The sequence below is a fragment of the Streptococcus cristatus AS 1.3089 genome (assembly GCF_000385925.1).
In the GTDB taxonomy this organism is placed as follows: Bacteria; Bacillota; Bacilli; order Lactobacillales; family Streptococcaceae; genus Streptococcus; species Streptococcus cristatus_B.
The window spans coordinates 1,280,517-1,299,877 of sequence record NC_021175.1; the positions used below are offsets into that span (position 1 = coordinate 1,280,517).

Consider the following 19,361-nt stretch of genomic DNA (forward strand, 5'->3'; position numbering starts at 1 on the left):
ACTTACTCATGCACCTTCCTAGCCACGCGCAATTTCGCAGAATGGGCGCGATTATTGGCTTCTAATTCTTCTTTGCTTGGTAAAATGGGTTTGCGTGAAACTAACTCCAGCTTGGGCTGCAAATCATCTGGAATGAAAGGCAGACCTTTGGGAACATCTACGGTTGAAGCTTCTTTAAACAGTTGCTTGGTCAGACGATCTTCCAGCGAATGAAAGGTAATCACTGAAATACGCCCACCTACTGCCAACAAATCAATGGCCTGCTGAATGGATTCGTCAGCCGCTCCCAACTCGTCATTGACTTCAATCCGAATAGCCTGAAAAATCTGCTTAGCTGGATGACCTTTTTTCTTCAGTTCCTTAGCAGGTTTGGCCGATTTAATAATCTCAGCCAGCTCTGTTGTTGTTTCGATAGGCTTGATTTCTCTTGCCTGCTCGATCTTACGGGCAATCTGCTTGGAAAACTTATCTTCACCATATTTGAAAAAAATACGGACTAAATCGTTGTAAGGATATTGATTCACAACTTGGTAAGCTGTCAAGGCAGCTTCTTGATTCATCCGCATATCCAACGGTGCGTCCTGCTTATAAGAAAAACCACGCTCCCGCTCATCTAGCTGCGGACTAGATACGCCCAAGTCGTAACAAATTCCATCAATCTTCTCGACCCCTACTTCATTCAAACAAGTCTTGAGATTGCGGAAATTATCCTTGATAAAGGTCACCATGCCCCGCTCAATATAGGGAGCCAGACGTTTTTTGGCATTATCAATCGCAGTCTGATCCTGGTCAAAAGCATACAAATGCCCCTTGTCTCCCAGCTTGCTCAAAAGATACTCGCTATGACCAGCTCCGCCCAAGGTTGCATCAACATAGATGCCATCTGGCTGAACATCAAGCTGGTCAATCGTTTCATGAAGAAGTACGGTAATGTGATGAAATTCTTTTGTCATATCCTATCTATTATATCACATTCATGTATAAAAAAAAATTTAAAAGAATATGTCAGTTTTTGATAGGTTGACTTATAGCTTTTGCAAGTCACTTTCAGATATTTACCACTTGGCCTACGAGCCTCTACCAGTCAGCGAAAAGCCCTTGCGGGCATGCCACATTTTGCTATAATCATAACTACCAATGCATTGCGAGTTGGAATGCCTTCACATTCCGAAATTGATACATCCCAAAGGAGATTTATTATGAAACTTGCTTTAAGAAATAGACTATTTGCCTTTATCAGTCTGTCACGGATATTTAATATCTTAGGCTCTTCTATCTATAATATCGTTTTTATCGTATTTGCTTCTAGCATGCCCCAGCCCAAGTTTGCAGTCGGTATTGCCAACTTTATCGTTCTTATCCCTACCTTTTTCACAGTCTTTGTCGGGATGCAAGCTGATAAAACCCATCAAAAGGCTCGCTGGCTTATTCATCTAGGTTACCTGCAAGCCTTCCTCTTCATCCTAGTCGCCCTCCTGACCAAGTCTGCCTCCTACCTCGCCTTTGCTACCGTCTGCTTTCTCAATATCTTTTCTGATATTATCAGCGACTATCGCAGTGGCCTACAGATGCCTATCTTACAGAAAAATATAGAAGAGAAAGATTTGATGGAAGCTTACTCCTTTACTCAACTTCTTACTTTTTTAGGAAATTTTGCTGGGCAAGCCTTGGGTGTCTGGCTACTTAGTATCAGCCAGCAGAATTTCGCTATGGTCGCCCTCATCAACGCCCTCTGCTTCCTACTCTCCTCAAGTACCCTCTATCTGATTCGCCAAAAACTCACTCATGACGCCCCAGCTATTGCAGAGCAAAAGCTTCCTTTCAAAAAACAAATGAAAGACCTTTACCAGAATGTCCAAATGATTTTTGAACAAGAAAAAATCGGAAACTTCCTGCTAGTGTTGCTTCAAGTCCTCCTCTTAAACGCATTGGCCGGCTCCATCATGGGACTCTACAATCTCTACTTATTGGATCACCCATTTTGGGGACTAAACCTGAGCCAGTCTCTGCTCATTATCGAGTCCTGCACAGTGATTGGGATTATCTCCGCCAGTGCCTTCTCAAATGATTATTTTTCCAAGCTCTCTCTGATGCGACTCGTCGTTTGGTGCTCGCTAGCTCTGCTCCTCCTAGGACTCAGCAATTTACTCCAAGCTCCTGCTCTCTTAGGAATTTTCTTTCTTACCTTTCTCATGTATATCTCTGGAAAAATCAATCCTAAAATCAACAGCATGCTGCTGAGTAAACTTCCCGCGGAAGTATTGGCCCAAACCTCCAACTTTCTTACCATGCTCTTTACCTTTTCCATTCCACTGGGAAGCATGATTTTTACCAGCCTCGGTCTGTGGAATATGGGAAGCGCTTGGTTGGTCTTCTCTCTGCTTGCTGGTGTCTGCCTTCTGCTCAGCTTCAAAAACAACTAGAGTAAAAACCGTCACAATTCCATACAAAAAAGAGGCTGGGACTTTTGTCCTAGCCTCTCAATTGGCTTTGGATTGTCAAGCAAGACGCAGTGGTTGAGTAGGCTCTACTAGGCTGATTTCATCAGCTTTTACAGCCCTACTCAACTGTGCGGAGGTGAGACGACGAAATCGAATTCTAACGAATTACCGATTTCTGTCCCACTCTCTCTTACATATTTTTCAATCTTTCTATCCGATCAGAAATTGGTGGGTGAGTATAAAAGAGCTTTTGTAAGCCACCCTTTTTCTTCGGGTCATTGATGTAGAGCGCTGCACTAGCATCATCTACATGGTGCTCCATAGGCTGGCTATTGTCTAGCTTCAGCAGGGCATTGATCATGCCCTTAGGATTTCGGGTCAACTCAACACTTGAAGCGTCTGCCAAATACTCACGTTGACGGGAAATGGCCAATTGCACCAATGTTGCAGCAAGCGGCGCCAAGAGAAGAGCCAGCAGAGAGACAATCATCAAAATAATTCCTAAGCCATTGTCATTGTCCCGATCGTTTCTTCGACGGCCACCACCGCCATACCACATCATGCGCCCAGCCATGCTAGATAGCATCGTGACAGCACTTGTAAGTGCCACGGCGATTGTCGAAATGCGAATATCATAATTGCGAATGTGACTGACTTCATGCCCCATTACACTTTCAAGCTCCTCTCGATTCATGAGAGCAAGTAATCCAGTTGTCGCAGCCACGGCCGCATTCTCAGGCTTTGAGCCAGTCGCAAAGGCATTGGGCGAGGCATCTTCTACTATGTAGACCCGAGGCATAGGAATCTGTGCCACCATGGCCATATCCTGCACAACGTGATAGAGTTCAGGCGCTTCCTGCTCGGACACTTCCCTCGCACCATTCATCGACATGACAATCTCTGTGGACTGAAAAATCATACTGACAGCATAAATGCCACCGATAATAAAGGCAATGGCCATCCCACCAAAGGGAGAATCGAGCCAAAGATAGCCGACAGCTGCTCCAATCAAAGCTAAAAGAGCAAAGAAGGCGACGAGGAGAACCCAAGTACGCCTTTTATTGCTGGCAATTTGGTCAAACAACATAGTGGCCACCTACCCCAAATCGCTAAAATCCACTTTAGGAACAGCCTTTTCTTCCTCTGGTGTCTCCAAGAAATCTGCTGCTTTAAAGCCAAACATACCTGCAATGACATTACTTGGGAAAGTTTCCATTTTGACATTGTAGTTGCTGGTTACTGAATTGTAAAGCTGACGAGAATAAGCAATCTTATTTTCTGTATTTGTCAACTCTTCCTGAAGTTTCAAGTAGTTTGTATTTGCCTTAAGGTCTGGGTAATTTTCAGCAACCGCAAAGATACCAGAAATTGAACGAGTCAGGGCATCACTAGCCTCCATAGCTTGGGCAGGTGATGAGGCAGCAGCTACTTGGTTACGCAATCGAGTAACATTTTCCAAGGTTGATTTCTCATATTTTCCATAACCTTTAACCGTCTCCAAAAGGTTGGGAATCAGGTCATTTCGGCGCTTGAGCTGGACATCAATCTGACTCCAAGCCTCTTGAGTTTGCATACGGCTTTTAACAAGACCATTGTAAACAGAAATCACGAAAATAGCTACAACTGCCACAACCGCAAGAATAATAAAAAACATGGACATAATAAAGATACTCCTTATGATTTGATCCCATTTATTATAACAAAAAAAGCTCGACCTGTCTTTCTTGACAATTCATCCTAAAAGGAATATTCTTTACTTGGAAATAGACCGACTGTCGGTCGAATAGATTTTGACAAAAAAGAAACCATCATGGTCAGTAAAGGGGAACCATTGGAATTATCTCCCAATTGGGCTATGTCATCTCCTATGCCTCTATGGGCTGGATTGCAGATCATATTTTCAAGCCCTTGCTCACTCCAACAGGGAGTCTGGCAACAAGCCTAGGAAAAATACTTGGAACTGGTAGCGGCCGAGGCTACGGTCTGCTCTTTATCCTATCCGGTATCTCTATCAGCGTCGGTGCTTATCTGCTGTCCCGCCAGAAATCTGTCAAAGAACTAGAGCAAGCTTCTTCACCTGCCTAGAAAATAAAATATAGAAATCAAGGCAAGTCAGTATCTAATCCTTGGAGACACAAGAATCCAATCGTCAGAAACACCTTGCCACGTTTTATGATATAATAGAATGAATACTGACAAACAAGGATAAAACTATGACACCGCAAGAATTTTACCGGCTCTTGGCCCAGCAGGGAATTGAGCTGACTGACCCCCAGAAAGACCAGTTTGAGCGTTATTTTGAGCTTTTGGTCGAATGGAATGAAAAAATCAATCTGACAGCTATCACGGAGAAAAACGAAGTCTATCTCAAGCATTTCTATGATTCAATTGCGCCCGTTTTGCAAGGCCTGATTGATAATCAAGAGCTTAAGCTACTGGATATCGGAGCAGGTGCAGGCTTTCCCAGCCTCCCCATGAAAATCATCTGCCCTCAGCTGGATGTAACTATCATTGACTCCCTCAACAAACGGATCAACTTCCTCAAACTGCTGGCAGAGGAGCTCGAGCTAGACAAGGTTCACTTCTACCACGGCCGCGCAGAAGACTTCGCTCAGGACAAGACTTTTAGGGCTCAATTTGACTTAGTCACCGCCCGTGCGGTTGCTCGCATGCAAGTTTTATCTGAACTGACCATCCCCTATCTAAAAGTAGGTGGCAAGCTCCTAGCGCTCAAGGCTTCAAATGCTCCAGAAGAACTGGACGAAGCCAAAAATGCCTTGAACCTACTATTTAGCAAGGTCCAAGACAATCTCAGCTATGCCCTACCAAACGGCGACCCCCGCTTTATCACAGTGGTGGAAAAGAAGAAAGAAACACCAAATAAATACCCCCGCAAAGCCGGCATGCCAAACAAAGACCATTATAAGACGAAGACATTCGTCAGTCTTGTCAATAACTTCCAAGACATTAATTTGGGCAATGCCATCTATGATGATCGAGTATTTAAAATTTTATACACCAACTATTTTCGAAAAGCTTTCATGCTTTTCAAGCCTCTTACAATCACTTTGCTATAAATCAACTCTATCTTTTGGTATAATAAACTCAGGAAATTTCTACTAGAAAAGGACATTTTATGAAACTCATTTCTTGGAACATTGACTCTCTCAACGCTGCCTTAACCAGTGATTCTGCCCGCGCTAAGCTCTCTCAGGCTGTCCTTCAGACCTTGCAAGCAGAAAATGCAGATATTATCGCTATTCAGGAAACAAAGCTATCTGCTAAAGGCCCTACTAAAAAACATCTTGAGATTTTGGAAGAACTCTTCCCAGGCTATGAAAATACTTGGCGCTCGTCTCAAGAGCCAGCTCGCAAGGGCTATGCAGGAACCATGTTCCTCTACAAAAAAGAACTGACGCCAATCGTAACTTTCCCTGAAATCGGCGCTCCGTCAACCATGGATGTCGAAGGTCGCATCATTACGCTGGAGTTTGACAATTTCTTCGTCACTCAGGTCTATACGCCCAATGCTGGCGATGGTCTTAAACGCTTGGAAGAACGTCAGGTCTGGGATGTCAAATACGCTGAATACTTGGCATCACTGGATGAACAAAAACCAGTCCTCGCTACTGGTGATTACAATGTAGCCCACAAGGAAATCGACTTGGCCAATCCTGCCAGCAACCGCCGTTCACCAGGCTTTACCGATGAAGAGCGTGCCGGTTTCACCAACCTGCTGGCTAAAGGCTTTACCGATACCTTCCGCCATTTGCACGGTGATATCCCTAACCAATACACTTGGTGGGCGCAACGCAGCAAGACCTCTAAAATCAACAATACAGGCTGGAGAATCGACTACTGGCTGACCAGCAACCGCGTAGCTGATAAGGTAACCAAGTCTGATATGATCGACTCTGGTGCACGCCAAGACCATACACCGATTGTCATGGAAATTGAACTTTAAGGAGGAATCCGATGGACTATCAAGCTGTCATTCCTGAATTTGTGGTTTCTGACATCGAAAAATCACGCCACTTCTACTGCGACTTGCTGGGATTCTCTGTCGAATACGAGCGTCCCGAGGAGAAATTCCTCTTCCTCTCACTTGAAGACTGCCAGCTCATGTTAGAAGAAGGCAGCGCCGAAGAGTTAGACCAACTGACCTATCCTTTCGGCCGTGGTGTCAATATTTCCTTTGGCATTAAGGATGTCCCCCAGCTCTACCAAAAACTGCAGGAAGTTGATTATCCCATCCATCGTCCCCTGACGAAAAGAGAATTTCGCGTAGGAGATAGCTTTATTTATCCTCATGAATTTGCGCTTTTGGATCCGGATGGATATTTTCTACGATTTAGTGAATAAGAAGAGTCTGGGACAAAAGTCCGACCTCAAATATAAAAAGCGAACAAAACTAGTTTTCTGGTAATCAGAATTCTGCTTTGTTCGCTTTTCGCATTTAATTATAGATTTGAAGGGCTTAATAATTAAGATTTTTAAAAATTGAAATCTTTTTGTCTCAAACTCTCTCAATTGTCTTTGGATTGTCGAGCAAGACGCAGTGGTTGAGTGGGCTCTACTACGCTGATTTCATCAGCTTTTACAGCCCTACTCAACTGTGCGGAGGTGGGACGACGAAATCGAATTCTAACGAATTACCGATTTCTGTCCCACTCTCTATTTACAAGTAAATTTCTCAAATCTATCTATACTATCAGAGGGGATTTTTTAGTGGAAAGCGTCCAAAATTCTGCTCCGTCAGTACAGGATTGCCCAGCTGATAAACTTTATCAGCCTGCTGGGTCAGACTATCCCATGGCTCCTTGCCGATACGGCTGACGAGTTCAACCTTTCCCTTAAATCTGGCCAAATGCTGGCGCCCCTGCTCGGAAAAGCCTAAGATATGGATTCTTGATGGAAGCTCTTCTTGTCTAGCTCCGACCAGGATATAGGTCAGCAGACGCCGAACCCGAGCCTTGGTATAGCGCTTGGTCACCACCTGCTCAACTAGCTCTTCTATGGTCTCACTGCTTTTCAAGGCCTCTCTAATCCTGACGGCCAACTCCTGATTGACCTGATAAAAGTCTGTCAAATCCGGACTTGTCACTATCTGGTAACGGAGATAAGGAAAGAGGTCTGACCAGGTCACCTTGGGTGCCATGTCAAGCAAGTGATAGGCTGGGGTGAATTTTTTGAGAAAGTCTGGCTGATCCAAATTCTGACGAAGGGCAGTTGCGGAGGCGAATTTCTGATTAGCAGCCAAAGAATGATAGCCAGCCCCCTGACGTTGAATGGGACAAAGCGTGATTGCCTTTCCTGCCACAGCCTTGGCATAGGCCAAGCCCAAGATATGATTGGGAGTAGAGCCTGAGAAATTGAGCCCTGCAAACTCCTGCCACATGGCCTGTGTCTTCTGAGGATAAGATAGGGAGTCAGGCAAGCCAGCCAGATAAGCCTCCATCTGCTCTGCCTTCTCGCCATAGACACTCGAAATACTCTCATAGTCCAACACTTCCTCAGTTCCAAAAGTCAGATGCTCAATGCCCAGTCTCTCTAAGATGTCTACTGCCCCCTTAGCGAAAAAGTCTGCCGCCTGAACGCTGATCAAGAAAGGTAGCTCGAGAACCAGATCCGCTCCAGCTTCCAAAGCCATCTGCGCCCGAGTCCACTTGTCCACGATAGCCGGCTCCCCTCGCTGAACAAAATTGCCGCTCATAGCGATAATTTTCAGGCCAGAAGATTGATCCAGCAGATATTTGTGCCCATTATGAAAAGGATTAAACTCTGCGATAATACCGGTGACTGTCATCTCATTTCTCCGCCACAAAGAACCAGCGAGCGCTCTTGTCGGTTGGCTCCTTGTCCTCAAAGTCTGCGTAAACCTTGACATTCTTAAAGCCAGCCTGCTCCAGCAAGATATCATAGGTCAGAATCTCATAGGTCCGCTCCTCATGCACCTCATCATGGCGCGTGAAGCGCCCATCCTCGTCTTGGACAAAGAAAGTCAGCTCATGCACGATGGAATGAGGCGGTTCGTCCGCATAGGAATCCCAGACCATGGCAAAAGTTTCAGCATTTTCATGATAAGAATAGCCTGGAAAAACCTCATCAATCTGGTAAATCGAGTGCACGTCAAAGATAAAGCGACCGCCCTCATTTAGATGCTGGTAAACTTCTACGAAGACCTGACCAACATCCACTTCGTCCTCCATATAGCAAATCGAGTCTGAATAACAAGTCACCAAGTCAAATTGACCGATGCCACTCAAATCCAGCATATTGCCCTGAATAAAAGGAATATCCAAACCGGCCTCTCTGCTACGCTTCTCTGCCAACTCCAGCATTTCCTGACTCAGATCCAGCCCCGTTACATCAAAACCGGCCTTCTTAAAATAAATGGACTGGATGCCCGTACCACAGGCCAGCTCCAGCAGCTTTTTCTTATCCTTGGGAAAATGGCGCAGACTGAACTCCGTCCACTTCTCATACAAAGAATCATCCATAATCGCATCGTAAACCGATGCGAAGGTTTCATAAGTTGCCATACTTTTCCTTTCAAAAATAGCCCAGCCAGCAGGCTGACTGAGCCGAATTCTGCTTTCTTGCCTAAGGGCAAAAAATCACTTGTTTTTTTCTTCCAATAAGGCTGCAACATCCACACCAGTTGCTTCGTGCCAGAGTTTTTCAAGATTATAGTGCGCCCGCATTTCCTCAGAAAAGACATGGACAACGATGCCACCCAAGTCTAGAAGCACCCAACCGCCAGCTGCGTCACCCTCAACATGGCCAGCAGAAACACCAGCCGCAGCAGCTTTCTCACGGATATTTTCAGCTACCGCATCCAGCTGACGGCTGTTCATAGAGCTGACGATAACAAAATAATCTGTCACAGTAGTCAGACCTTGCAAGTCCAAAGCCACAATATTTTCTGCACGCTTCTCATCGGCCGCCTTCACGACCAGTTCCAATAATTCTTGTTCTTTCATAGTTCCTCTTTAATTAAAAATGTTTTTGTAATCTAGAACATCCGCAAAACGTCCGTCCCAAATTTTTTGATAAAAAGTATTTATTTTTTCTGCCGAAGCATCTTCCCCATCAAAAGTTGTAAAAGCACCCTCTGGAATAACAAGTTTATAATCAAATTCAAATCCAACTTTAATCGATGCATCTACACAATATTCCGTCTGCATTCCACATAAAACTAGACGACCAATATCTTCTTTATACAAATAGTCTTTTAAACCAGTCTCTTTAAATATACTATTATACTTCTTCTGAAAGACCTTTTCGTCTGATTTTCGATTCAAGAGAGGAGACAGCTGCCAATCTTCCAATTCACTATCTTCTGGATTTTCAATATGCTGAATATAGATAATTTCGACACCTTTACTCCTAGCTTGATGTTGCAGAAAGGAAATTTTATCCATCATTTTATCAGACTGAAAACCTGTCTCCACTAAGATATTTTGTACATCTATAATGATTAGAGCTGTTTTCATTCTTCTATTTCCTTCAAATACCCTACAAAGGCATTGTAGGTCTCCAAGGTCTGCGGATAGATGGGCATCCCCTTATGGGCTAGATGCTCCACCGTCCTTGCTGTTTCATAGGCCACAGCTTGATTGAGCGACTGCTGGGCTAACTCTCTGGCCTTATCCACTCCCGGAAAATCTCGGTTGTGCTCAATATAGTCGGCGACATAGACGACCTTGTCCAGCTCAGACATGGTGCCACTGCCTACTGTATGAATCTCGATAGCTCGCAGAATCTCAGCATCTTCGATCCCTAAGTCTTCCTGAATCTTGTAAATACCCACCATGCCGTGCCAGACATTGTTGCCCCAATTTTTCAGGTCAGGATCCAGCTGGTATTTGTCAATCAAGGCCAGAAATTCCTCATCCGAGACCTTTTTCGCATAGTCGTGCAGGAGTCCTGCCAGACCCGCTTTTTCGACGTCAAGACCGAAGCGCTCCGCTAACTCACGGGCAGCTTTTTCCACACCTAGGCAATGCCGCAGGCGTTTCTCGGGCATGACTGTTTCCATCTTAGCCAGCAAGGCCTCACGGCTCATGCGGATATAGCTTTCATAGGTCATCGGTAAAGCCCTTCTTTCTCGATATAGTCTAAAACTGGCTGCGGAAGCAGAAAGTTAGGGGTTCGTCCCTGAGCCAAAAAATCCCTTACCATACTGGAGGAAATATCCATAAGGGGCACATCCACCCAGATGACAGGGTAAGAAGTCCCCGCCTTGTAGCGCGGTCGCTGAACACCGACAAACTGAACCAGCTCAACCAGCTCATCAATGCGGTACCACTTGGGCAGATAGTCCACCATATCCGCACCGATGATAAAATAATAGTCCGTATCTGGATGTTGCTCTGTCAGCAGCTTCATAGTGTCGTAGGTGTAGGAAATTCCCTTGCGCTCCAGTTCAATGGTTTCAATCCCTAGGCCTTCAATACCCTCGATAGCGAGCTCCAGCATCTTCAGCCGATGCTTTTCATCGATGGTCTCTTTCTTGTCCACATGGGGTGGCTCGTACTCTGGCATGAGCAAAACCTGATCCAAGCCCAACTGTTGGCGAACCTGATCCGCCACAACCAAATGAGCATGGTGGACAGGGTTGAAATTCCCACCTAAAATGCCAATCTGCTTGCGTTTTTTATCTTTAACTTCTGGTTCTAATTCCACCTTGGTAAAAGGGGTCAGTAATTCAATAGCCATAGGCTGATATCTCCACAGAAATTTTTCCTTAAATTTGCTTGACTTTAACAGAGAGTTTACGATTTTCCTTCTTGCTGGACTGCTTGAAGAGAATCAAGATCCGGCCAATCTTCTGTACCGTATCCACTCCGATTTCTTCTTCCAAAATCTCAGCAACTTCATGGATGTTCTCATCCGTATTCTGCAAGAGCGTGACCTTAATCAGCTCGCGTGCGTCCAGAGCCTGACGGACGCTGGTTTTGATTTGGTCGTTGAGTCCATTTTTCCCAATCTGAATGATAGGTTTGAGACTATGTGCCTGACTGTTGAGAAAGGCGCGTTGTTTTGATGTTAGTGTCATGTTTTTCTATAAGGCTTGAGATAGTGAGGATTTTCCTCCTTGACTCATGGCCTTTTCCTTCCTTATTTTAAGGGTTTTGTTCCCTTGGTTTTTAAATAATTAAATGATAGCTTTCCGAGTGACAACCGCCACACCCTCTGGCGCCCAGCCGACTACGCGGGCAGGACCACTGACACGAATCCAACCCAGACCAGAGAAGACGATATCTGTCTTGTCCTTGATGGTAAATTCATGTTTGACCAAGGCTGGAAATTCTTCCTTTTCCTTGCCAACCGGTGGCACTAAGAGACTGCCGACATGCTTGTCATAAAAGTCACTGGCACCTTCCAACTTGGTCCGGTGGAGCTTGAGCTCATTGTCAAAATAAGCCGTAAAACCCTGCTTGTCACCTGCCACAAAGTCAAAACGACCTAGGCCACCCAAAAAGAGAGTTTGATTTGGATTGAGCTGATAGGTTTTGGGCTTAATTTCCTTTTTGGGGCTGACATATTTGAGATTCTTAGCAGAAAGATAATGAGCCATCTGGTGACGATGGATAATGCCCGGTGTATCATAGATATGACTGCCGTCCGCCAAAGGAATCTCGATTTTGTCCAGAGTTGTTCCGGGGAAGCGCGAAGTCGTAATGACATCCTTATCACCCGTGATTTCCTGAATGATGGCGTTAATCAAAGTGGACTTACCCACATTGGTCACGCCGACCACATACACATCACGTCCCTTGCGGCAATGCTCGATTTTGTCAATCAAATCCTTAATTGCCTGCTTGTTTTGAGCTGAGGTCAGAATGACATCAACTGGACGCAGACCTTCTTCGTGAGCTCGCTCCGTCAGCCATTGGGTCACCTTACCATCCTTGACCGACTTAGGTAAAATGTCCTTTTTATTCCCGACTAAGAGCACGTCATTTCCTGCGACAAAGCGAGGCAGGCCAGGGATGACCGAGCCATTAAAGTCAAAAATATCGACAACATTGACGACCAAGGCGTCGCTATCCCCAACCTCATGCAGAAGTCGCAGAAAGTCATCATCCGTCAGCTGAACGTCGCTGATTTCATTATAATGGCGCAGGCGGAAACAGCGCTGGCAATAGAGTTCGCCTGTCTCCAAGCCTTTTTCTAGGGCCGACTGAGGCGTGTAGCCTAGCTGGCTCTTGTCTTCTGTCTGAATAGTGGCTCCGCAGCCGATACAGAGAAGTTCTTCCATGCTTAAATTCCTTTTTTGTATTGAATTGGGCCGTATTTTTCAGTGATTTTCTTGAGCACACGGCGTTCACGCGCTCGGTTGATCTGAGTCTTGATAGAGTCGTGCTCGACCAGCGGTTTGACCAAAATCGAGCGAATCCCAGCCCGATGCGCTGCCCGAATATCTGTCATGAGCTGATCGCCCACCATGACCACTTCCTTTTTTTCAAAATGAAAAAGCTTGAGCGCCCGATCAATTCCCCAAGTGAAGGGTTTCATGGCCCAGTAGATATAGTCAATTTCAAACTTTTCAACAGCTCGCTTGACCCGTTTTTGGTTGTTATTGGACACCACGATAATCCGAATGCCTGCGTCCCGCAAATCATGGAGCCATTTCTTCATCTCTGGGGTTCCGTCAGGATTATTCCAAGCAATCAGGGTATTATCCAAATCCACCAAAACCGCTTTGATGCCCTGTCTTTTCAAACTCTCTACTGTCAAATCGTAAACCGCCTCGACCGCAAAGTCGGGCATGTAATCTTCAATCGCCACATCTCTCTCCAAAAATCGTATTCGCACTATTATAGCATAAAATAGGCTTTTTGGCACCTATAACCCCATTTCTTCCAAGAGCCATTGGTAGATTCTCCCTTTTCTATTTTCCAAGCAAATGAAAACAGCTCCCCAAGAGCCGACCTGACACACAGCAGTTTAGTTATTTGGATTAATATTAGCGAGCCAAGTTGTTTGGCTCGCTTTTTTCGTTGTTTAATTTCCCAATAAAATTGTAGTAAATATCAATCTGAATGATACGATTGCGTTTCGTGCCAGTTGGTTTATGAATCACAATCTTGTCAATCAACTCATTCACTATTTCAACGGTTAGTTCTGGTAGCTCTGTATATTTAGAAATTCTCACCATAAACTTGGAGATATTCAAGCTATCTTCTTGTTGTTTGGCGAGTTTTTCGGTTAAGTCAGAAATGGAAGTTTGAAGTTGTTTCTGTTCTTCTTCATAGCTCTGACTTAACTTCACAAAGCGTTCATCTGAAATTTTACCAAGTAGATTATCTTCATAGAGCTTCTGAATGATGCCGTCAATCTCTTTAGAACGGTGTTCATCTTTTTGGAGTTGCTGGCGCTGACGTTTGTTATCTTTGCTGAATTGAGCTTGGCTTTGCTGTTCTAGCTTCTTCAAAAAGGTTTCTTGGTCTAATTGGCACTCGTGGATAGTTTGACGAAGTTTGTCGCTTACAATCTCAATCAGGGCGGATTTTTGAATGTAGTGTGGATTTTCGCAACCATCAATCGGTTTGCGGTAGCCGGAACACTTGTAATGGTCGTGATTGAGTCCTGTTTTACTTTGAAATGGGCAGAAATAGTGTTTTCTTCCACAAGTTCCACAAAAAACTAAACCTGCAAACAAGTTTTCATGACCAGCCCGATTTTTATACCGTTGATTAGACCGCTTGTGGCTCCTCATCTTCTGAACAATATCGAAAGTTTCTTGGTCGATAATCGCTTCATGTGTATTCTTGAAAACTAACCAATCCTCCTTCAGGTTATCCACCTTACGCTTGTCTTTATAAGATTTTGTCCGTGTTCGAAGATTGACAGTATGTCCAAGATATTCTTCACGCCCTAAGATAGCGCTTAGGGTTTCTCGCGTCCAAAAATAAGGCAAAGTTTCCACATTTGGACTGGAAGAAATAGACTTCAAACCGATTTCTATTCGGTGGCGGTCTGGTTTAAAAATTTTGTCATTTTCTAACCCTTTCGAAATTTCTGAAAGACTTTTTCCGCTTTTCGCTTCCTGAAAAATCCGCTTCACCACTTCGCTGGCAACTGGGTCAATAATCCAATTTTTAGGGTTGTTTGAATCTTTGAGATAGCCGTAAGGTGGGTTAGTAGTTACTCGCTCGCCAGCTTTGGCTTTAGCTTGCACCACCGCGCGAATTTTCTTGCTAGTATCCGCCGCATACATTTCGTCCATTAGACTCTTGATGGGTAAGAAAATTGAGTTAGTTTCATTAGGCTTATTCGAATCTACGCCATCATTTAGGGCGATAAAGCGAACATCAAAGCTCGGAAAAGTAATTTCCGTTAGTTGACCAACCTTGATATAAGACCGACCCAAACGGCTCAAATCCTTTACAATAAAGTTTGAAACTTGCCGATTTTCTACCAACCGCAAAGCTTCCAAAATAGCTGGACGGTCAAAATTTGTGCCACTAAAGCCATCATCGACAAACAAAATAGGATTAGGGAGATTTTCTTTTGTAACTACATCAAGCAGAATTTTCTTCTGATTGATAATTGAGTTACTATCTCCGTCCAGCCCGTCGTCTTGACTTAGGCGACAATAAACCACCGTTATATCTGAAAGTTTTGAAGTATCTACTTGTCTATAATCTGAAATTGTCAAAGTTCTGTTCATGTGTTTTTCTCCTTTTGGAGTTCACACACCTTATACTTCTATTATACCATTTTTACTACTGTTAAAACAGTGATTTATCGCTTAAAATCAACCTTTCTAGGACATTTTCAAGATTACGATTTCCAGTAAAACGGTGACGGATTAAGTAAGTCGTTCGACCAATTCGACAAATTTCATCGGCGGTGCGTGAGGGCTGGTTTGAGTCTCTATCTTGATTCTTTTGATTCATTAGCTATTCCTCCCTTAATATAATCTGGGTATTCTTCAAGTGTTATTACAGTGAACAGTTCCCAAAAGTTATATAGTTCTTTTTGAATCGCTTTCGAAATCGCCAGCTTTCGCTTGTCATCTGGCACAACCCACAAAACATAGGGGAAAACTTCCTTTTGTCGCTGTTCAATACCTGAGCGATAATATTCAATATATTTTTTACAAGTGTTCACAATTCTAGATAAGCTTTCGGTGCTTCGGTCTATTTCCAGAAAATAATGGTCTTCGTAATCGTGATTAACCAGCTCCAAATAAGCGTCTGGTTTCAAAGTCATTCCAATACCAGAGAGTTTTTGGTAGCTTCGCCAAGAGTTCGGCTCAAAGGAAAAAGTTTCAAGCGATAGCTTTTCTGAATTTCGAACGGTCTCCAGTGTCTCAACAAAGATTTCCGTAATTGCTAAAGTATGTTCAACGTGGTGCTGAGTTGGCTCATATTGATTTTTATAGCGTAAGGTGATACTGTCATCTTGACTTTTAAGGAGCTTTAGCCCTTGAAAAGTAATTTGCCAGACATAGGAAGACGAGCCCCTACGCACACCACCAATTCTACGTTTCAAGTGCGAAATTAGGCCAGCTTGTTTGAGACTTTGCGCGGTAAAATTAGCTCGGCGAATAGCGGTTTCAAATCGAACGCTATCTGCGAAAAAGAGTCTAGCTAGTTGGTTGGTAGTCGCAAATCTTGCTTGACTCAAAAAGTAAAGAATTTGCGTATCTTCATTTGTTAATTGATTCCATTTCATCTGTTTTGTTCTCCATTAAAATTTAAAGGGTGTTCTCCCGCAAAATGTGCTTAGTTACGGAGTAAGTCGTGTGAGTAAAAATCCTGAAAACCTTTATTTGCCAGAGGCGGACGAATTTTCTTCATCAACACGATCCGAAGAGCGATTGGAACGCTTTTTCCTCCCTAAATCTGTTAATTTCTGGTTAGAATTTTCATTTTTTGAAGTAGATTTTTCAAAAATGTAGTTTTCGAATTGACTTTCAATTTCTGAAATATCTTGTCCGTATCGGCTCAAGCTATTCAAAAGAGGCATGCGACTATCTCTAATTTTTGGTTTAGGTGGGTAGGTTTTACCGATAATCCATCGATAAGCATTAGGTGAAACTTCTGTTCTAATATATGCCCAAAATAGCGGTAAGCTATAAAAATCTTCTTTATCAATCTCCAGAGTATATTTTGCCATTTCGCGGGCTTCATCAAGATTCAAGCCAAAAACAATTTTATTCGCAACATTGGATTCAATTCCAGCTTTTAGCTGAGGCGACATCTGGGCGAGGTGTTGGAAGCCAATATTCCAGCCAACATTAAATTGGCGAGATTGCGAAAGTGCTTCGTCTAAGTTAGAATTGGGGATTCCTAAGAAACTCGGTGTTTCATCAATATAGATAAAGACCGATTGGCGTTTGCTTGGCTCAACCGAAGATTGGCGCAAAATTAACATCCAGAGCATGGAAGTGATTAGGCTACCAATTAGTCTCGCAGACTCTGAACCAATCACGGCTTTATTAAGGGGAATCAATACAATCTTTCTAGATTGAAAAATTTCCACTAAACTAAAACTAGGTTTACTTTGTCCAAGCATAGCTCGAAGTTGCGGGCGAAGCAAAAACTGTCGGAATTTATTCAAAATGGGGTTTAACATCTGGTGACGTTGGGCTTCACTGAGTAGCTCAAACCAGTTCCAGAAACTTTCCAGCCCGATTGGGTCTTTCAGCTCTTTCAGTAGTTTATTGCGAAACTGCTTGTTAGTGAGTAAGCTCGGTAGCATGACTAAAGAAGTGTTTGGAATCCTAGCAAGAGTTAAAAAACTATGCGACAGAATATCCAGCGAGTAAATTCCAAAGTGTTCAGGATAAAGCCCTTTAAATAGCTCCAACAGATAGTCTGCAATAACTTCGGGTTCAATGCCATATTTGGTGAGCTCAAAAGGGTTTATACCAACAATTCGTTTGGCGGTTGGCGAGATAACTACTATATCTTCATCATGTTCATCTGGTGTGCGTTCTAAAAGTTCATGAGTTAGCTGACCTTTGGCATCTACCACAACTACACTATGATGTTTAGATTTTATATCTGATAAAATCAAGTGACTCATGGCGGTGGTTTTCCCACAACCTGTTGAGCCGATAAAGACAGTGTGCTTTTTACCAGCTTGGGCTGAAATTTGAATTGGTCTTGGTTGACTTTCAACCGTTTGCGCCAGACTTCGCTGAATCTTCCGACTAACATTGTAGCCCAAAGGCGGAGTTACTAATTTAGGGTGAACATTTGGCACACCTGCAATATTTTCTTCCCCAATAGGTAAAAGCATGAAACAGGCTAAGTCTGAGACAGATAAACTATATGGGAAAGACCAAGAGGGTTGTGCTTGATTAAGTTTTTGGATAGCTAACGGTTTTAATTCAATGGTTGCATTTGATTCCATCATGCGAAAACTACTAAGTAGGCTGTCCAAAAATTCTTTTGTTCGTAAAATACTGCGAGATTGGACACCAAGACGAATTTCACACTTAAAAGTAGATTGATTCAATTTTTGGCGCATAAGCTTCTTGGAGCTTTCAGATAGCTCAGGAACATTATTTGTAATCACTTGATACCATTTAGCGGATAAATTCGGCAAGTCTTTTGGCTGTGGGCGAGGTGGTGAGCCTACACCAATGACCAACTGAATAACCACTGTCTCATCTGGCTGAAGTATTTTTGAAATTGCAAGGCTTGAACGTATCATGTTTTCTACAGAGTCCGTTTTTAAAGCATAGTGAGACTCTTTGATGCTCACTAACCGCGCAACTGAAATTTTTTCACGCTTTGTAGCTCTTGAAAACTGAATAGCTCGGTGCGATTGAATTAGTTGGCTGATATGTCGCTTGTCTTGTTCTTCTGTTCCTAACAGATAGCGCACGCGATTTTTAGATAATCGAATTTCAAAAATAACCGCTTTGCGCCGACTTAGCCCCACCAGTTGACCCAACATAGATTTCACATCATCTATCTCAAACGGGCGCATCCAGTTGAATTCGCTCCAAGATAAGGCTTCAAACTTATGTCTCATCTTTACCTCCATTCTTTAGATTTAATAATCCGAAAGGTAAACCAGCCAACAAAGATAAGGATAGCTCCTATAAATAAGACTTGCCAAACTTCCATTAGAAGTTTAACTGCCCAGTTGATAAGCCAAGCACAAGCAACAAATCCAAGAATATATGCCATTAGTTTTTTCATAGCTGGTCTCCTTTCTGCTTTATTTATACAAGAAAATTAGGTAAAAGTTAAATTTCGCTGCCTTCAGTTTTTAGAGCGATTGGAATGAATTTTAAGCAATGAAACAGTAGTATATTTCAACATATTTTTCCTTTTGTCTAGTCCAATCAAGGCTTTTGTTTTCTTTCGAATTTTCTCAATTCGGATTTTGCAACCAAGAAAAGTTGATTGATTTCTTGCTGTTTTTCCAGAAATTCCGCTAGGGCGATTTCTTCTTCGCTACAGTGCTTTTTATTTGCTTGTTTTGGTTTTTCGAACCAATCCCAAAGAAATACGGCAACAACGATAATTATAAAAGCTATAAAGTAATCCATCATAAAGCTACCTCATTTCATCTTTTCAGTAGCATAATAAGTGAACGCTTTTAGAATATAATCTGTATATGCTTTAGCTTCTGGCGTATTTTTGAGTATTTCAGACTGAGTAAGCGCCAGATTACCCACTTTATATAAAATATCGCTAGCGAGAAGCTCCAGAGCTTGATTATCTGCCATCGCTTCACTTAGTGTTTTAGCCACTTCTAACTGATAGGGGCTAACAAGTTGAGGAAGGTCTACTTTTGGAATTGATTTTTGAATGTGATTCATGAGATTTCTCCTTTGATTTTGGTATAATTGTTTTAAGTTAGCTAACTTATGGCTTTATTATAGAAAAGCCCAAGCGTGATTTGTTGCCAATAATTGTGCTAAAATCTTGCCGATTTCGG

General features: G+C 43.2%; 21 protein-coding genes and 2 pseudogenes. 5 read left to right on the top strand and 18 right to left on the bottom strand.

Going from position 1 to position 19,361, the window contains the following annotated elements; all coding sequences use genetic code 11:
• Positions 1 to 2: 2 nt before the first annotated feature.
• Positions 3 to 953 (bottom strand): 16S rRNA (cytosine(1402)-N(4))-methyltransferase RsmH, encoded by a 951-nt coding sequence (gene rsmH / locus I872_RS06370; protein WP_015605315.1) that lies wholly within the window; start codon positions 951 to 953, stop codon positions 3 to 5.
• 246 nt (positions 954 to 1,199) lie between these two features.
• Here rsmH and I872_RS06375 point away from each other — a divergent pair, with 246 nt between their 5' ends.
• Complete coding sequence (locus I872_RS06375; protein ID WP_015605316.1) at positions 1,200 to 2,423, top strand: MFS transporter; 1,224 nt, start codon at positions 1,200 to 1,202, stop codon at positions 2,421 to 2,423.
• A 208-nt stretch (positions 2,424 to 2,631) separates the two neighbouring features.
• Here the strand turns inward: I872_RS06375 and htpX are convergent, their stop codons facing one another.
• Entirely contained in the window at positions 2,632 to 3,528 is an 897-nt protein-coding gene (htpX, locus tag I872_RS06380) for a zinc metalloprotease HtpX (RefSeq protein ID WP_015605317.1), read from the bottom strand.
• A gap of 9 nt (positions 3,529 to 3,537) precedes the next feature.
• On the bottom strand, positions 3,538 to 4,095 hold the full coding sequence (locus tag I872_RS06385) for a LemA family protein (protein WP_015605318.1): 558 nt from the start codon (positions 4,093 to 4,095) through the stop codon (positions 3,538 to 3,540).
• 170 nt (positions 4,096 to 4,265) lie between these two features.
• On the opposite strand from I872_RS06385, the pseudogene I872_RS06390 reads away from it, so the two are divergent.
• The 4 genes and pseudogenes from I872_RS06390 to I872_RS06405 all read left to right on the top strand — a co-directional run.
• Positions 4,266 to 4,526 (top strand): annotated as a pseudogene (locus I872_RS06390) (MFS transporter); the annotation flags it as partial.
• A 128-nt stretch (positions 4,527 to 4,654) separates the two neighbouring features.
• Positions 4,655 to 5,356, top strand: a pseudogene (gene rsmG / locus I872_RS06395) (16S rRNA (guanine(527)-N(7))-methyltransferase RsmG); the annotation flags it as partial.
• A gap of 221 nt (positions 5,357 to 5,577) precedes the next feature.
• On the top strand, positions 5,578 to 6,405 hold the full coding sequence (locus tag I872_RS06400) for an exodeoxyribonuclease III (protein ID WP_015605321.1): 828 nt from the start codon (positions 5,578 to 5,580) through the stop codon (positions 6,403 to 6,405).
• An 11-nt stretch (positions 6,406 to 6,416) separates the two neighbouring features.
• Positions 6,417 to 6,803, top strand: a complete 387-nt coding sequence (locus I872_RS06405; protein WP_015605322.1) for a bleomycin resistance protein — start codon at positions 6,417 to 6,419, stop codon at positions 6,801 to 6,803.
• A gap of 349 nt (positions 6,804 to 7,152) precedes the next feature.
• Here I872_RS06405 and I872_RS06410 read toward each other — a convergent pair whose 3' ends face one another.
• The 15 genes from I872_RS06410 to I872_RS06475 all read right to left on the bottom strand — a co-directional run bounded on the left by I872_RS06410 (position 7,153) and on the right by I872_RS06475 (position 19,242).
• Complete coding sequence (locus I872_RS06410) at positions 7,153 to 8,247, bottom strand: nucleotidyltransferase (protein WP_015605323.1); 1,095 nt, start codon at positions 8,245 to 8,247, stop codon at positions 7,153 to 7,155.
• A 1-nt stretch (position 8,248) separates the two neighbouring features.
• Positions 8,249 to 8,983, bottom strand: a complete 735-nt coding sequence (locus I872_RS06415) for a class I SAM-dependent DNA methyltransferase (protein ID WP_015605324.1) — start codon at positions 8,981 to 8,983, stop codon at positions 8,249 to 8,251.
• A gap of 75 nt (positions 8,984 to 9,058) precedes the next feature.
• Positions 9,059 to 9,424 carry a ribosome silencing factor gene (gene rsfS, locus I872_RS06420; protein WP_015605325.1) on the bottom strand — a complete coding sequence of 122 codons (366 nt, stop codon included), beginning with the start codon at positions 9,422 to 9,424 and terminating at the stop codon, positions 9,059 to 9,061.
• Positions 9,425 to 9,433: 9 nt separating this feature from the next.
• The gene (locus I872_RS06425) at positions 9,434 to 9,937 is read right to left on the bottom strand and encodes a cysteine hydrolase family protein (RefSeq protein ID WP_015605326.1); all 504 of its coding nucleotides are present in this window, start codon (positions 9,935 to 9,937) and stop codon (positions 9,434 to 9,436) included.
• Positions 9,934 to 10,533, bottom strand: coding sequence for a bis(5'-nucleosyl)-tetraphosphatase (symmetrical) YqeK (yqeK, locus tag I872_RS06430; RefSeq protein ID WP_015605327.1), 600 nt, complete (start codon positions 10,531 to 10,533; stop codon positions 9,934 to 9,936). The genes I872_RS06425 and yqeK overlap by 4 nt, the downstream gene beginning before the upstream one ends.
• The gene (locus I872_RS06435; RefSeq protein ID WP_015605328.1) at positions 10,530 to 11,162 is read right to left on the bottom strand and encodes a nicotinate-nucleotide adenylyltransferase; all 633 of its coding nucleotides are present in this window, start codon (positions 11,160 to 11,162) and stop codon (positions 10,530 to 10,532) included. The genes yqeK and I872_RS06435 overlap by 4 nt, the downstream gene beginning before the upstream one ends.
• Positions 11,163 to 11,190: 28 nt before the next feature.
• Complete coding sequence (gene yhbY, locus I872_RS06440; protein ID WP_015605329.1) at positions 11,191 to 11,502, bottom strand: ribosome assembly RNA-binding protein YhbY; 312 nt, start codon at positions 11,500 to 11,502, stop codon at positions 11,191 to 11,193.
• A 99-nt stretch (positions 11,503 to 11,601) separates the two neighbouring features.
• On the bottom strand, positions 11,602 to 12,708 hold the full coding sequence (gene yqeH, locus I872_RS06445; protein WP_015605330.1) for a ribosome biogenesis GTPase YqeH: 1,107 nt from the start codon (positions 12,706 to 12,708) through the stop codon (positions 11,602 to 11,604).
• A 2-nt stretch (positions 12,709 to 12,710) separates the two neighbouring features.
• Positions 12,711 to 13,238 (bottom strand): YqeG family HAD IIIA-type phosphatase, encoded by a 528-nt coding sequence (locus I872_RS06450; protein ID WP_015605331.1) that lies wholly within the window; start codon positions 13,236 to 13,238, stop codon positions 12,711 to 12,713.
• 178 nt (positions 13,239 to 13,416) lie between these two features.
• Positions 13,417 to 15,123: a recombinase family protein gene (locus tag I872_RS06455; RefSeq protein WP_015605332.1), complete on the bottom strand. Its 1,707-nt coding sequence runs from the start codon at positions 15,121 to 15,123 to the stop codon at positions 13,417 to 13,419.
• A gap of 206 nt (positions 15,124 to 15,329) precedes the next feature.
• On the bottom strand, positions 15,330 to 16,133 hold the full coding sequence (locus I872_RS06460; protein WP_015605334.1) for a replication-relaxation family protein: 804 nt from the start codon (positions 16,131 to 16,133) through the stop codon (positions 15,330 to 15,332).
• 93 nt (positions 16,134 to 16,226) lie between these two features.
• Positions 16,227 to 18,446 carry a type IV secretory system conjugative DNA transfer family protein gene (locus tag I872_RS06465; protein WP_015605335.1) on the bottom strand — a complete coding sequence of 740 codons (2,220 nt, stop codon included), beginning with the start codon at positions 18,444 to 18,446 and terminating at the stop codon, positions 16,227 to 16,229.
• 2 nt (positions 18,447 to 18,448) lie between these two features.
• Positions 18,449 to 18,616, bottom strand: coding sequence for a hypothetical protein (locus I872_RS12025; protein WP_015605336.1), 168 nt, complete (start codon positions 18,614 to 18,616; stop codon positions 18,449 to 18,451).
• 146 nt (positions 18,617 to 18,762) lie between these two features.
• On the bottom strand, positions 18,763 to 18,972 hold the full coding sequence (locus tag I872_RS06470) for a hypothetical protein (protein WP_015605337.1): 210 nt from the start codon (positions 18,970 to 18,972) through the stop codon (positions 18,763 to 18,765).
• Between the two features lie 9 nt (positions 18,973 to 18,981).
• Complete coding sequence (locus I872_RS06475) at positions 18,982 to 19,242, bottom strand: hypothetical protein (RefSeq protein ID WP_015605338.1); 261 nt, start codon at positions 19,240 to 19,242, stop codon at positions 18,982 to 18,984.
• Between the last annotated feature and the right edge of the window lie 119 nt (positions 19,243 to 19,361).

What these genes read in the sequence shown, in the direction of transcription:
- I872_RS06415 (WP_015605324.1), bottom strand. Translation starts at nt 8,983, where the DNA reads ATGGCAACTTATGAAACCTTCGCATCGGTTTACGATGCGATTATGGAT.
- I872_RS06425 (WP_015605326.1), bottom strand. Translation starts at nt 9,937, where the DNA reads ATGAAAACAGCTCTAATCATTATAGATGTACAAAATATCTTAGTGGAG.
- I872_RS06435 (WP_015605328.1), bottom strand. Translation starts at nt 11,162, where the DNA reads ATGGCTATTGAATTACTGACCCCTTTTACCAAGGTGGAATTAGAACCA.
- I872_RS06460 (WP_015605334.1), bottom strand. Translation starts at nt 16,133, where the DNA reads ATGAAATGGAATCAATTAACAAATGAAGATACGCAAATTCTTTACTTT.
- yqeK (WP_015605327.1), bottom strand. Translation starts at nt 10,533, where the DNA reads ATGACCTATGAAAGCTATATCCGCATGAGCCGTGAGGCCTTGCTGGCT.
- yqeH (WP_015605330.1), bottom strand. Translation starts at nt 12,708, where the DNA reads ATGGAAGAACTTCTCTGTATCGGCTGCGGAGCCACTATTCAGACAGAA.
- I872_RS06475 (WP_015605338.1), bottom strand. Translation starts at nt 19,242, where the DNA reads ATGAATCACATTCAAAAATCAATTCCAAAAGTAGACCTTCCTCAACTT.
- I872_RS06410 (WP_015605323.1), bottom strand. Translation starts at nt 8,247, where the DNA reads ATGACAGTCACCGGTATTATCGCAGAGTTTAATCCTTTTCATAATGGG.
- I872_RS06385 (WP_015605318.1), bottom strand. Translation starts at nt 4,095, where the DNA reads ATGTTTTTTATTATTCTTGCGGTTGTGGCAGTTGTAGCTATTTTCGTG.
- I872_RS06375 (WP_015605316.1), top strand. Translation starts at nt 1,200, where the DNA reads ATGAAACTTGCTTTAAGAAATAGACTATTTGCCTTTATCAGTCTGTCA.
- I872_RS06405 (WP_015605322.1), top strand. Translation starts at nt 6,417, where the DNA reads ATGGACTATCAAGCTGTCATTCCTGAATTTGTGGTTTCTGACATCGAA.
- rsmH (WP_015605315.1), bottom strand. Translation starts at nt 953, where the DNA reads ATGACAAAAGAATTTCATCACATTACCGTACTTCTTCATGAAACGATT.
- I872_RS06455 (WP_015605332.1), bottom strand. Translation starts at nt 15,123, where the DNA reads ATGAACAGAACTTTGACAATTTCAGATTATAGACAAGTAGATACTTCA.
- I872_RS06470 (WP_015605337.1), bottom strand. Translation starts at nt 18,972, where the DNA reads ATGATGGATTACTTTATAGCTTTTATAATTATCGTTGTTGCCGTATTT.
- rsfS (WP_015605325.1), bottom strand. Translation starts at nt 9,424, where the DNA reads ATGAAAGAACAAGAATTATTGGAACTGGTCGTGAAGGCGGCCGATGAG.
- htpX (WP_015605317.1), bottom strand. Translation starts at nt 3,528, where the DNA reads ATGTTGTTTGACCAAATTGCCAGCAATAAAAGGCGTACTTGGGTTCTC.
- I872_RS06465 (WP_015605335.1), bottom strand. Translation starts at nt 18,446, where the DNA reads ATGAGACATAAGTTTGAAGCCTTATCTTGGAGCGAATTCAACTGGATG.
- yhbY (WP_015605329.1), bottom strand. Translation starts at nt 11,502, where the DNA reads ATGACACTAACATCAAAACAACGCGCCTTTCTCAACAGTCAGGCACAT.
- I872_RS12025 (WP_015605336.1), bottom strand. Translation starts at nt 18,616, where the DNA reads ATGAAAAAACTAATGGCATATATTCTTGGATTTGTTGCTTGTGCTTGG.
- I872_RS06400 (WP_015605321.1), top strand. Translation starts at nt 5,578, where the DNA reads ATGAAACTCATTTCTTGGAACATTGACTCTCTCAACGCTGCCTTAACC.